The organism is Desulfofarcimen acetoxidans DSM 771 (genome assembly GCF_000024205.1).
In the GTDB taxonomy this organism is placed as follows: domain Bacteria; phylum Bacillota; class Desulfotomaculia; order Desulfotomaculales; family Desulfofarciminaceae; genus Desulfofarcimen; species Desulfofarcimen acetoxidans.
Genome location: NC_013216.1, coordinates 1,340,873 through 1,354,791, shown reverse-complemented (window position 1 = coordinate 1,354,791; position 13,919 = coordinate 1,340,873). Strand labels below are relative to the sequence as shown.

Annotated in this window: 7 protein-coding genes; all 7 read right to left on the bottom strand. The window is 46.6% G+C overall.

Features of this window, described 5'->3' with window-relative positions:
* Positions 1 to 23 precede the first annotated feature (23 nt).
* The gene (locus DTOX_RS06450) at positions 24 to 2,813 is read right to left on the bottom strand and encodes a pentapeptide repeat-containing protein (protein ID WP_015756923.1); all 2,790 of its coding nucleotides are present in this window, start codon (positions 2,811 to 2,813) and stop codon (positions 24 to 26) included.
* Between the two features lie 53 nt (positions 2,814 to 2,866).
* Positions 2,867 to 3,994 carry a radical SAM protein gene (locus DTOX_RS06445; RefSeq protein ID WP_015756922.1) on the bottom strand — a complete coding sequence of 376 codons (1,128 nt, stop codon included), beginning with the start codon at positions 3,992 to 3,994 and terminating at the stop codon, positions 2,867 to 2,869.
* A gap of 166 nt (positions 3,995 to 4,160) precedes the next feature.
* The gene (locus DTOX_RS24735; protein WP_015756921.1) at positions 4,161 to 4,859 is read right to left on the bottom strand and encodes a hypothetical protein; all 699 of its coding nucleotides are present in this window, start codon (positions 4,857 to 4,859) and stop codon (positions 4,161 to 4,163) included.
* A gap of 91 nt (positions 4,860 to 4,950) precedes the next feature.
* Entirely contained in the window at positions 4,951 to 6,132 is a 1,182-nt protein-coding gene (locus DTOX_RS21330; protein WP_015756920.1) for a hypothetical protein, read from the bottom strand.
* Positions 6,133 to 6,172: 40 nt separating this feature from the next.
* Positions 6,173 to 7,405, bottom strand: a complete 1,233-nt coding sequence (locus tag DTOX_RS06430) for a hypothetical protein (protein WP_015756919.1) — start codon at positions 7,403 to 7,405, stop codon at positions 6,173 to 6,175.
* A 56-nt stretch (positions 7,406 to 7,461) separates the two neighbouring features.
* Positions 7,462 to 8,076 (bottom strand): hypothetical protein, encoded by a 615-nt coding sequence (locus DTOX_RS06425; RefSeq protein ID WP_015756918.1) that lies wholly within the window; start codon positions 8,074 to 8,076, stop codon positions 7,462 to 7,464.
* Positions 8,077 to 8,239: 163 nt separating this feature from the next.
* On the bottom strand, positions 8,240 to 13,654 hold the full coding sequence (locus DTOX_RS06420) for a type I polyketide synthase (protein WP_015756917.1): 5,415 nt from the start codon (positions 13,652 to 13,654) through the stop codon (positions 8,240 to 8,242).
* Positions 13,655 to 13,919 lie beyond the last annotated feature (265 nt).

Genomic DNA, 13,919 nt, shown 5'->3' with positions numbered 1-13,919 from the left:
CACTTAGAATTATTCAGCCGTTACTACATACCGCCTTCCACGCTATTGGGACAATAATAGGTTCCGTCCAGAGACGGTATACATACGGGTGGCCGCGGAAGTACACGGGCACGCATCCATTGGCGAAAGGGCAGCATATTGGCTTTGTTTGTCCTGGTGAATGCACTGTTCGGACATACAGTTTGATCCGTCAATTCATTTTCAGACAGCTTGGTAACCTCACATATAATGTTTTTATATTCCTGCTGATTATCGGCACCGGTAGCCAAAATTCGAACAGCATACCCATAAACATCCAGAACATTACCATTTTTAATCACATTAAACCGTATATAACCATTTAGCGGATTGTACGGATTATTGCTGTCATTGTCAAGCATATATTTACCGGTTCCGTTTGCAGTTACCTGGGCACGCTGACTAAGCACCACTGAACGGGAGCCGAACAACGCCGTAACGTTTGAGAGACTAGGGCGGGCAAACAGGGCTAAAGAACAGGACATATCCAAACCGCGCCACAAAGTATAATTTATGTTGGAATCCACCACCTGCCATACAACAGATATCGGCTGTACGGTCAGCCAGGCCCGGTCGGTCAAATTAATAGAGCCGTATGTTTCGAAAGCAACTTTAATTAAATTGGACACAGGACCGTTCTTTAGATCACTTTTAAGGCTAAGAGGAATCGGAAAGCTCTCGGACGTAGAAATGACATCTACGATCAACGCAGGTGTATATTTTTGCTGATCGCAGCCTTCGTAAATAAGATATTGCTCATTTCCATCGGTTATCTGCCACTGAAAGCCTATCTCCTGACCGCAAACAAGCGCATCGGCACTCAATTCAACGTCATGCTGTGCAAATGCATCCCTCAGCTCCGGGCTCACCTTTCCCGGCTGCAAATTTTGTTCCATTTCTATCGGCATATTGAACAGCTTTTTGCTGTTTTCCAACTCTTGCAGGCAAACCTCGGTCTGGTCTGACGGGGCACTAAAAAGCCAGACACCGTCAGGTCTACCCATGCCATCATCACTGCCCACAGAAACAGCGGCATCGGTGAACATGGCATAATCAAGGGACGCATCCGAGAAATCCGCTCCCTGTAAATTGGAATTTTTCAAGGTAGCCTGCCCACCGTCGGAATCCAGCCCAAGCTTTGCTCCTTGAAGCTGCGCGCCGACCAGATTGCTATAGTTCAAATTAATGCCGTAAAGCAGGGCTTGTTTTAAATTAAGTCCGCTTAAATTTGAGGCGTCAAATTGGGCTTTTTCCAAAATGGCATTCCCGTCCAGCTTTGCTTTGGGTCCGAACAGCTGTATTCCTGAGGCTCTGACATTATAAAGATTAGCAGAGGTAAGCACCGCATTCATCATATAGGCATTTTCAATTATAGCGGCAGTAACTGTCTCATACACCACCATTGCCTCAGCGTTATTTATTATTTCCAGCCTGACCGTATAGGTTTTTGTTGCGGTACGGACCTCCCAGACCCTTTCCGGGGCATACTGGGATGAGTTTATTACTATATCTCCCTCTAAAGGTACACCGTTATCGGCAAATATCTTTTTCACCGTTACCGTATCGGAATTCTGCAGCGCTTTTTTAAACCCTGCAACCCCCGTTTGATCCGTAATACGGAACAACACGCTCAAAGAGCCCATTTGAGCACCCGTCAGGTTGGTTGAGCTTAAAACTGAATTGGAAAGATTTGCTCCATGCATTGGAATATTTCCGGTAATACTGACATTTGACAGGTTTGCATAACTAAGGTCTGCATGATTGAGCCTTGTATTGTCCATTGCCGACCCTGTCAGATCCGTATGGGCAAAAACAACGTTGTCCAGATTTTGACCTGTGAGGTTTAAATACTGCATTTGCGCTCCGGCAAAGTTGGTCTTTGAACTGATAACAGCATTTTTCATATAGATGGTCCATTGTCCGGGATCTTTGGGGTTGCTCATCTTAACCTCTCTGAGATCGGTATCGGTCAAATTGACCCCGTTGACTATCGCCTTGGTGAAGTCCGCTTTTCTTAGTCTGGCAGAAGTGAAGTCTGCATCATTCAACGAAGTCCCGCTAAGGTTCGCTTCTTCAAGAACTGCCTCCCGGCATTTTATCTGATTCATCACTGCATTTGAAAGGAAAGCACCGGTAAGGTCGCTGTTATTTAAGCAGGCATTATTTAAATTAGCACCTGTCAGCGCAGCTTTCTTAAAATTCGTATGATCCAACTGGGTAGTCTGAAAACGGGCATTGAGCAGAACGGCAGCTTCAAAATTACAATAGGACAATGTTGCATTGGAAAACCTGACCCCGCTTGAAAATTGTACTCCCCCGAAATATACCCATGTAAAATCTGCTCCTTCGCCCCCCCACTTCTGGATAAAATCCAAACCGTTTGTCACAACAGTTTGAGTAAATAGAGTGGTTGAAGGCGGATTGCTGTCTTTTTTGACACGCCCAAGGGTTTGACCGGAAACATTGAGATAATAAACGTCCGTTCCTTGTCCGTTTATACCGAAATCCACAATCCGGATCTTGTCATTTCCTGCATCCTCCAGCGCAAAGTTATACACCGCACCTTCACGCTCCAGAGAAGCCTGATAATTATCACCTGCTCCCTCCACATATTTTCCGGCGCCTGTTCCGGATAAAACGGCAGACTGAAGCATAAATTTGCTGTTGCTGCCATAAGCATTAAAATTCAACATTCCATCCACCGGTTTCGGATAGATTATCAGCTTTCCCCCAGAGTCAATACCTATAAAAGCATTATCCGGGGTGGAAAAGTTCCATTTTCCGATAAAGTTCATATTCCACTCTCCTGCATATCCATACTTATTAGATTTTTTAGAGTAATGTATTTTTATCGCACATCCAAAAACGGTTCGAAAACCTCAGGATATTTTTCTACAATCCGCCGCTGCCATCCCGGGGGCAGTCCGTTTTGGGACTTGTAATCCACCACACCGAAATTGGCTCTTTTTAAAATGCCCCGGTAAACCTTGGTCTGGTTGGAACAATCATGGATGGTAATACCTCTCCACCCCTCCTTTTCCGCCAGTTCCATCAGATCATAGGTATAATGCCGGCTTGTAACGGGAGAAACATATCCATACTTGTAGACATATAGCCCATCGTCAGAAAAGTCTTGTACATTATCCGAGTGGAGATGAAGCTCTGCACAATTTATAAATTTGATGCCGCTTTCCAGTATCTCCGTTTTGTTTTGCAGCAATGCTTCATAATACTCACGATACATTGGAGATTCAATCCCGACAGCCGGTACGTACTTTGCAGCAATACGCATGTTTTCCAGTACCGGCCTGCTGCAATGCGTAGCTGCCAGATTAAACCTGAGTTCGTCAAGCCCGCATTCAGCAAGTTTTTTTAATGATGTTTCGCTGCATAACGTTCCGTTAGTATACATCCACTGGTACAATCCCCGTTTATGGATATATTGGATCAACTCATAATGCTTCTCTATATCCGTAAAGGGCTCAAAATAAACCCAGGCAACTCCCCCGAGCTCCGCGCCCTGCTTGTCTATCATAACCTTGACGTCGTCTGTTTGCCTGTACATGGAGTTTACCTGAAAATGTCCGGGAAGAAGCTCCTCATACTCATCGTGCTCACTGCTGTAATAGCAAAACTTGCACCGCAGATTGCATTTTGTTACAGAGCGAATGGGTTGAAATCCGCGTTTGCCGTGAAGACATATCTGACAGCCCTTAGGCAATTCCCCGCCCCACCAAGCCAGCATACCGTGACCGTCCGTACGAAGACGGGCAATGCCCTCCTGCCTTTTTTTAATTTCTGCTAACGTCTTTTCCTGGAATACATATTCAATAATGCAAAGAATATAATTTGCCTTCCTGTCAAATCCACGCAGCAGTTTTTTATGTGACGCTTCAATCTCCTCAAGAAGCTGGGGAATAGAATAGATACCTTTGAACCGTGCCTGGAGCGTTTGTTGCCATTGATTTAGGTTCATGGGCCCCTCCCGAAATTTGTTTTTACATACACCGCCATTAATATTGATAATATGAAAAACTTAATATAGAAAATCAACTCTAAAAAGCGATTTTCCAACAAAATTTTGATAAAAGCAATTTATTTTTCGAAAAAACGCTTTTAGAGTTGGATCTTCATATCCTTTGCTAAACCGGAGCAGGAACCTGTTTCACTATTGCTTCGGCACTGCTCCCTGCTTTTCCGCCGGCACCCGCATCGCCACTTAAACCCGAAATCCCGTTTTGAGCAAATGTCCCGTCACTGTTAAATCCACCGGTACCCCCATTGCCCCCCGAAGCACCCTGGCCTCCCTTCCCTCCCGCACCTGCAACGCAAAGGCATTGAACCGGAAGCCCTTCTCCGCTATAATCAGTATAAAAAACAGACATATTGCCGCTGTTTCCTCCCGCGCCACCGGCGCCTCCGCTGCCGCCATGCCCTCCGTTTCCGCCTTTTCCGCCGGTCACAAAGGTTTCCTGGCACTTTGTGTCACTTTTACCTGCATTTCCTCCATTGCCACCCTTCCCGCCTTTTCCACCATCGCCGCCGTTACCGCCATTACCGGCCTGGCTGTGTATGACCACCTTTTGGGCGCTGTTAATTTGCATGGCATAGAAAATGAAGTCGCAGGAACTGCCTCCACTTACCCCAGGTTGTCCGTTTTCACCGTTTTCACCGGGTTTTCCGTCATCTCCTCCGGTAGGAGGAATACATTGATGCTTTTTTTTATCATAGCTTCCGGGTTTCCCGTCACCCGCAGGTTCCTGATCATATCCTGGCTGGCCCCCCACTCCGTTGGCACCATTTGCCCCGCCGTCAATTAGAATATCTACAAAGTCATCCATTTTCATCCCTCCGAAGCTCTGCTCCGGGAAAACATCCCTTTCCATCCGTTTTCCCGAAGCACAATATCATTAAATAGAGACTACGCAAGCATTATACGGGTATTCCATTGATAACAACTCCGCCCGCCCGGCCGGCTTCACCTATTGCTCCGGAATGCCCCGAACATCCAGGGCGTCCCATCGGGCGTCCTGTTCCACCCATTCCGCCTATTCCGCCATTTCCACCATTCCCCGGTATACTCGGACTGCAGCCCTCTCCATCCTTCGTAACCGTGCTTCCCGGCGTGAGAGTATTGTATTCCAAATAAATGAAGGTTCCGTCGCCGCCATTGCCTCCATCCCCGCCATTACCGCCGTCTCCGCCATCTCCGCCTGCTCCTTCCGAGACCGGTAGATTTCCGCGGCCGCCATTTCCGCCATAACCACCGCTGCCGCCGATACCTCCATCACCACCATTGCCTCCCCGGTTAGAAAGCTGAAGATCTCCTGTTACGGTATCAATACGAAGGGTAACCCAGTAAGCATGATCCCCACGGTTTCCATTGCCGCCCACTCCGCCGGGAGCTCCCGCTTGACCTGGAACTCCGGGAGCGCCGCCGGACTGACCTGCTGCACCGGGAGCCCCATTAGTACCTACAGCTCCATCCTGACCAATACTTCTTATATAAGACGGACTATTGCCTTCCGTCACAAGATTCCATATTCTGATGCCAGCATCCGAACAACAGATAATTTCAGAACCAGCCTCCATTGTCACATTTTTAAACCCTAATGCAACCGGCCTGTGTTCGGGGCTTTTTATTATAAGCGGATGGTCTTTTCGGACAACCACATCGGATATAAGAAATACCGGCAACTCAAAGGGAAAATAAAATTTATCAATGATATCTAAATAACTTGGAACGCGTTTAGAATTTCCATACAAATATACCTCATAGGCCCGGCATAGATTCCATCTGTTTGGCCCCTCTATCGATGAAACCTCAAGATTTGCATTTTTGGCAGGCCAGGGAACAGGAAGGGCAAGGTGCTCCTCTGCGCCGTTTTCATAAACCTCGTCGGCAATTCCACCTAACTTTTTCAGCTGTGCGGCAGAAGCAACAGTTACGTATGTTGGTTTCAATGCTGACGGATATTCGGGATCCACGGATAAGTATGTAGAACCATCTGTTTTTCCGGTATCCAATGCTTCTTGAAAATCCGAAGCCTTAAGCCCCATCTCCGTTAATGCCAGCATCAGCGTATTTTCCTGTGCGGCTGTAAGTTTTCTCATGTTTATACCTCCTCGTTAGTTAGCAAGATAGCCACGGCTACTACTGCCCATTGATATAAATCTTGCCTGATGCTCCTCCCTTACCTGCGTTGCCTGAATTACCGGGTTGTCCCCCCCCGCCCTTCGGGTTTCCGGGCCCGCCATTGCCGGCATTTCCGCCATCTCCCGCGCTTCCGCCCTTGCCGTAATCTTTATACTCATCGGGGGCAATCCCGATACGAATATCCGCATCCGGAGCCTTTTCGGTATATGTCACATATATATCACCGCCATTACCACCATTGCCACCGCTTCCACCATCGCCGCCATCGCCGCCTTTTCCCCCTTGACCCTGGGGACCGGGGCCTCCGCATCCGTCTCCGCCGGAGCCTCCTTCACCGCCATCTCCGCCATTGCCTCCTTTTCCGCCATTGCCACCCGGGCCCCCAATACTAGCCACATAGTAAATTCCTACCAGCTTACTCGTCACTTCAAAGTGAGTTTCCTTGGAAGGACCACCATCATTGCCATCCCCACCTTTGACACCATTGCCTCCGGTTATGCCCGTACCACCCTGACCGGCTTTCCTGGAGCAGCCACCCTTGTTGCTCTCACCCTCCTGACCTTTAGAACCCGGATCACCGTTTCCACCGTCACCGCCCTTACCTCCGCTGCCACCTGCACCGCCCACATTGACTACACCGCCCCAGGCATCCGGGCCACTGCCCTGAACCACAGTATTTTCAGCCTTAATTGTTGTATTTGAATAATTTGCAATATAGCCTCCCGGCTCAAAAGTTATTTGGTCATAACTCAAAAAAACAGGAACATTTTCATTGATTATTAGCGGTTTGACTTTTGTAACAGTAATACTACCTCCTACTGCCACCGACATTTCCATCGGAAAATATGCCCGGTTTATTAAATCACGATAACTCTGCGTCTTTTGTGAATTGCCGTATACATAATTTTTAAAAGCTTGCTGCAGATCCTGTTTGTCTTTTGTCCCTAGTTCTCCCAGAAAGATTGAGTTTTTACGGGCGGGCCACGGAACAGGATAGGCATGGGGATCTTCCATCCTGCCGCTCTCATAATGCTCATCATTTATACCCATAAGCCATTTATAACTGTCAACATCTTTAATAGTGACCAGGTGAATCCGGTATGCTGCATTATTGGATTCCGGATCTTTGGGAACAGGCTTTCCTGACTCCCCGGTGACAAAATCACCGGTATTGGCATGTGTTTCATTAAGCCCCAGTACTTTCAAAATATTATCCTGCGATTTTTCCATGAAAATAACCTCCTCAATTTTATCTCCTTATTTCGTTTTGATGGTGGTTTTCTAAACTAACTTTCTTTTGTAAAATTTACCGTCCAAAGCGATATCACCGTACCCCCCTGACATATAATCTGACCTCCGGCCTCCAAAGTAACCGATTCAAACACCACAACCATCGGTCTGCAGTCCAAGCTTTTTAATATAAGCGGTTTATCTTTTGATATAACAATATTTTCCTCAACAAAAGCATCCATCTCCATTGGAAAATAAAGGCTGTTAATTATACCATTATAGCTTTTAACCGAATCTCCATCCCCTGCCGCAATAAGCCTCATAGCTTTACGAACATTGCAATATTCGTTTGCTGTCAGGCCTTGTTCTGACACCCCGTTCCTTTCCTGATTCCAGTCATTCGGCATAGACAGCCGGGCGCGAATCTCGTTAGCATTTAAATTCCCCTTCGGAATCCCCATGTAACGGATATATGTCTCCTGATCTTTTGCTATTAAGGTACGGGATTTGACTGCCGAGGTATAATTCGGATCCGCCGTGATATAACACTCTCCCTTTCCATCACCAGTTTTAATGGTTCCCATCTGGACATCATCCCGGCTCAGATCAAGCTCCCCGACACGATACAAAAAAACCTCCGAAAGCTTTTCCTGGCTGAACATAGTAGCCATCGTATCCTTCCTCCTATACTATTGAATCTTTTTAATCCAACCTTTTCCTGATGATATAAGCCCAACAAATTGCTTTTATCTTGTTGAAATTTGTTAAAACTTCATGATTTATGCATCACAAAAAAAATTAGTTTATAATTGAAATATTTAATATCAAAAATTATTATTGAATACTTACAGTAAGCAAAGAAACTATCTCCTTTAAGGGGCGATCACTCAACAGCTCTCCGGCAGTTAAGGCCACACCTGTATCCTGAAATACTCTGACCCTAAGGTTTACAGCCATTAATGAATCAAGCCCCAATGCAGGAAGGGACTTTTCTTCATCCAATAAAGAACGGTCAAAATTCATTTTTTCCACAATCAAATCGAAAAGGTACTCACCTATAACCTTCTCTTTTGCCTTTGCGGAATTTGCAGCACTCAGTTTCTTTTGCAGCATTTCAGCACCGCTGCCCTCCAGTATATTTTGTTTGGAAACATCCTCTAACAGTTCGGAAAACATCGGAGGACAAAACGGCAATACCTGAAAAAGCCGATTCCAGTCAACCTGAAAAACTCCCAGTTGGTCAACACTTTGGGCAATAAGATGCTCCCACAGGCACAGCCCTTCCCCTCGGGAAAAACAAGCGATGCCCTCAGACTGAAAATGATCTATAAGGTTCAAATCCCGGGCCATTCCCAAGGTCCAAGGCCCCCAATGAATACATAGGGCGGGCAAACCAAGGCCTCTCCGATAAGATGCAAGGGCATCCAAAAATGTATTGGCTGCAGCGTAATTACCCTGTCCCGGGAAAGATATCAAGGATGATATCGATGAAAAAAGAACAAAATACTCCAACGGCTCCCCGCGCATAGCTTCGTGCAGCAGCCAGGCTCCCCAGACCTTGGGCCCGAGCACAGCATTAAATGTATCCTCATCCATTTGGTTTAAAAGCTTATCCCGTACAATGCCGGCACAATGCATCACTCCCCTAAACGGAAGCCCTTCATTTTCTCTGAACCGTGTCAGAAACTCGTTAAGTTGTTCCATATCCCCTACATCTACCGCAGCTATGTAAATTTTTGCACCGGCTTTCTCCAACTGCCGGATAAAAGCAACTTTTTTCCCAAGACTGCTGTTTTGGTCCGCCGAATCCCATTCGCAGCGGTCCGGAATATTGCTCCGGCTCATTAAAACAAGATGACGGGCACCACAGCGGACCATCTCTTTGACCACTTCCTTCCCCAGTGCACCGAATGCCCCCGTAATCAAATATGTACCGTCGGCACGAAACGAAGCCGGAAACGACGGATTAATCCGTGAAGCTCTTTTCATCCGAAGTACAAAACGCCCCTTATTACGCCAGGCAATCTGATCTTCTCCGTCCGGATTCAAAATTTCATTCAAAATCAAATCTGCCTCATAATTCCCCAAAGCATCTTGCGAAAGGTCAATCGCTCCTCCCCAGTTTCTTAGCATCTCCTGATGTCCGATAATGCGCCCCAACCCCCAAACCGGAGCTTGAAAAATATTCAAACCGGTTTTGTCATCTCCGGCCGGCCAAGCGTTTCGAGTGGTAATCCAAAGCTTTGCCGTAATATTCAGCGCCTCCATGGCTTTCATTATATAAAGAACCGACAGGCACCCCAACGTGCGGCTTTGCACATAATCAGCGTATCTTATCTTCTCACCGCCGCCCGCATCCAGGTTCCAAAGATGAATAATCCTGTGGCAAACCTGCCCCTCCCTGCTCTTAAGAGATTGGAAAAGGCTAAGATACTCCTCTTCCTTCTGAGGAGAAAGCTTAAATGCAGTGCCGTCTGAGGATGCAGACAAGGCTTCTCCGGGAAAAACCAAAACAGCAGCGCCGCCCCTTGCAGTAATAGAAAAAGCCAGCTTTTCACCAAGCCCCGAATTATCAGAAAAAATTACCCAAAGACTGTTGACAGGCGCTTTACGAAAACCAACTGAAGAATCCCCATGGAGATTTATATTGTTTTTATGAGTCCAGCAAACCGAATATACCCAGCTGTCCAATGTCTTCCGGTCGATATGCAATACGGCCATATCTGCGGTTTGCTTCAAAAAGCCACGAATTTCAGCTACCAAAAAGCCTGCATCATCATAAATCCACAAATCGCCGGTTGTGCTTGATTCATCACGGCTTACCACACGGGCATGGGCAAAGAGACGTTCAGGCGGGCGTCGAAGCACTCTCATGCTTTTAATTTTTACAGGGATCTGAATCTCTTTATTCCTGCAACCTGACTCCGGCCCCATATCTGCCAGCAGCAATGCCTGAAAGCATGAGTCCAGAAGAATTGGATGAAAGAAATAGGATGAGTCTACCTCTTCATTTCTACAAGGCATACGCACCTCTGCCAATGCCTCATCCAAACCAACACATGCTTCATAAATTCCCTGAAACTCAGGTCCATAAGCAAACCCAATATCCTTCAACCTTGTATAGATAACTGTTGAGGACAAATAAGAGGCAAGTTTTTCTCGTATAGCATTGATATCAACAATATTTAAGCAATCCGTCCCCGGTGTCTGCCGAATCCGTCCCGAAGCACGCAGGGCCATATCCGTCCTGCCAAAATCGGCAGAGGCAAAGATAGAAAAAGCCGCCTGCTCCCTATCCAGATAAAACTGTAGAATGTTCTGCCCCGTAACGGTAAGTCCCTTTTTAAACTCTATTTCCTCTAAAATATAGCAGCTCTTATCACAAAAAAGCGTATGCAGCGCTCCATATGCTGCCTCAATAAAGCATGCACCCGGGTACATGGTACGTCCTGTCACAACATGGTCCGCTAAAAAAGGCTGCTTCTCCAAGCTAATCTCATTTTCCCACATAGGAATTGCCTGCGGCATTCTAATACCCAGCAGCGGATGGTCCTTAAGCCCCAATCGTACACGCCTTCCCGAATCCGGTTCAACCCAGTAGCTTTCACGTTGCCAGGGATATGTAGGAAGGGAAGTTGTTTTTCCTCCCGGGTAAAGCTTACTCCAGTCTATAGCAAAGCCTCGTGTATAAAGAACTCCCAAAGACCTTATCATAGTCTGCTGATCATTTTCTCTGCGGTGAAGCGAATAGAGCACAGTCCCATTCTTTGTACCAAGGCATTCCGATATGGGTACCGAAAGCACAGGATGAGGACCGATCTCTAAAAATGTATCAAATCCCTCTTCAATCAATGACTGTATAACCGGAGCAAACCGGACAGGTTCACGCAAATTGCGCTGCCAGTACCCGGCATCCGCCTCAAACCCTTGAATTATTCCACCGGTGACAGTGGAGTAAAGCGGGCAAACAGCACTATGAGGAACAATACTTTTAAGACATTCCCCGAACTCATCCAATATCTCGTCCATACAAGAACTGTGAAAGGGAACGTTAACATTAAGCATTTTTGCAAAAATGCCTTTTTTCTCAAGGCTTAAAGCAATACTCTCAAGCTTCTCTCTATCTCCCGACAAAACCACCGAAGCAGGACCATTAACAACAGCTATCGATATGCGGGAAAATTCCCGGCATAGTATTTCGGCCTCTGTCGCACAAAGTCCAACAGCAAGCATCGTCCCCCGGCCCTCCAATCTTCTCTGTAGTTGGCTGCGGTGGTAAACCAATCTCAACGCATCCTTTAGCTCAAGACATCCTGCTTCATAAAAAGCAGCAATTTCACCCACGCTGTGTCCGACAATCACATCAGGTTTAATGCCCCACGAGCGCCATAGTGCAGCCAAAGCTATTTGCAAAGCAAAATTTGCAGGCTGTGAAACCCATGCCTCATTCATACGACTGGAAACTTCGTCCCGGGTTAGCTCTTCCAGTATCGACCAACCTGCAATTTCCTTAAAAATGCGGTCACAACGGGTAACAGCTTGTTGAAACACCTCTTCTTTTTCCAGTAAAACCCGACCCATTCCCCACCACGGCGCACCCATGCCCGAAAAGGCCCAGACAAGTCGTGGGCTGGGGTTTGCAGATGCATATCCGGAAACAATTGAAGATGAATACCCATCCCTAAAATATCCTTCCAATTGCCTTACCAACTCCGCTTGATGCTGAAAAACAATCCCCATCCGGTAAGAATGGTGATCCCGTCTCATACCCGCACTAAAGCACAGATCGAAAAGCTCATCGGAAGAATAAATTCCCGATGAAAGCTGTCCATATGCTTTAGTATATTCACGCAGGGAATCTTTACTTCGAGCGGAAATCGGCAAAAGAAACGGACGGGTTAGAACCTTATGCTTAGTCTCATTAGCTTTGCAATAACTATTCATTCTACTTAGAACAAGATGTGCGTTTGTTCCGCCATATCCGAAAGAATTTACACCACAGACAGCATCCTCAGCGTTTTCCGGCCATGCTGTCACATTGGTGGGAACCTTCATACGGTACTTTTCAAAGTCAATCTTAGGATTTGGCCGATTAAAGTGAAGATTCGGCGGTATTTTATTATGCTTAAGACATAAAACCGCTTTTATTAACCCGGCAACCCCGGCAGCTGCTTCCGTATGCCCGATATTGCTCTTGCAGGAACCAATGATTAGCTCCGCACCATCGGAATATGCACTGAAAAATCTCCCCAAAGTATTGGCTTCTATAGGATCTCCAACCGGTGTACCGGTACCATGAGCCTCGATATACCGAACTCGCGACGGCTCAACTTGAGCCTTTTGATATGCCATACGAAGCACTGCTTCCTGAGCTTCAGAATTCGGCACGGTAATTCCCTTGGTCCGTCCGTCTTGATTCACAGCACTGCCGAGTATCACCGCTTGAATCTGGTCATTATCGGCAATTGCACGATCAAGAGGCTTAAGCACGACAATACCCACGCCCTCCCCCCGGACATACCCGTCAGCACCGGCATCAAATGATTTGCATAGCCCGCTGGACGACAAAAATCCACCTTTGGCTTCGGCAATACTATGCTGAGGTGTAAACATAAGAGTAACTCCTCCGGCAACAGCAATTGAACACTCTCCCCGCCGCAGGCTTTCACACGCATAATGAACTGCCACCAGTGATGACGAACATGCAGAGTCTAAAGTAAGTGAAGGCCCTCTAAAATTAAAAATATAAGAAATTCTATTGGAAAGCATAGTTCCCATACTTCCTGTGGAGGTATATGGGCTCATATCATATTGAAGCATATCACTAAACTGTAGCGTATGATAATCCAGAGCAAGGGCACCCACAAAAACGCCAACATCGGTACCCTCAAGCTCTACAGGTTTTTGTCCCCCGTCCTCCAAGGCTTCCCATGTTACTTCCAGCAATAGCCTCTGCTGCGGATCAACCCAAGCAGCCTCATGTGGGGAAATCCCAAAGAAATAAGGGTCAAAAAGATCAATCCGATCAAGGAATCCACCATGAATAGCATTGATCTTCCCCGGCTTTTCCCGATCCTTACTGTAAAACAAATCGTTGCTCCAACGATCCGACGGTGTTTCGGTTATAGCGCATACACCATTACGTAAAAGCTCCCAAAACCCGGCAGGAGTATTAACACCTCCGGGGAACCGACACCCCATTCCTACAATAGCAATGGGTTCATAAATAGATTTGATATTTTTTTTCATATTTAAAAATTCCTTCCCAGTTCTTGTGTATAGTATTAGCAGCCAGCTACCCGGCGAAGGCGAATGGAATGGTGTGAAAATTAATTGCCTATGAAATGCCTACATGCCTCGGAAAGTGGCAGAGATTACGGCGACATGGAAATACGATCAGGTAACTTTGAAGAGTTAAGTGTTTAATTGACGAAAAAAAGGTTTCGGGGCTAAAGAAAGCAATAGCAAAGCAAGGCTCCCCTTCGGGGGAATAACGGGCAACCAAACATAGAAG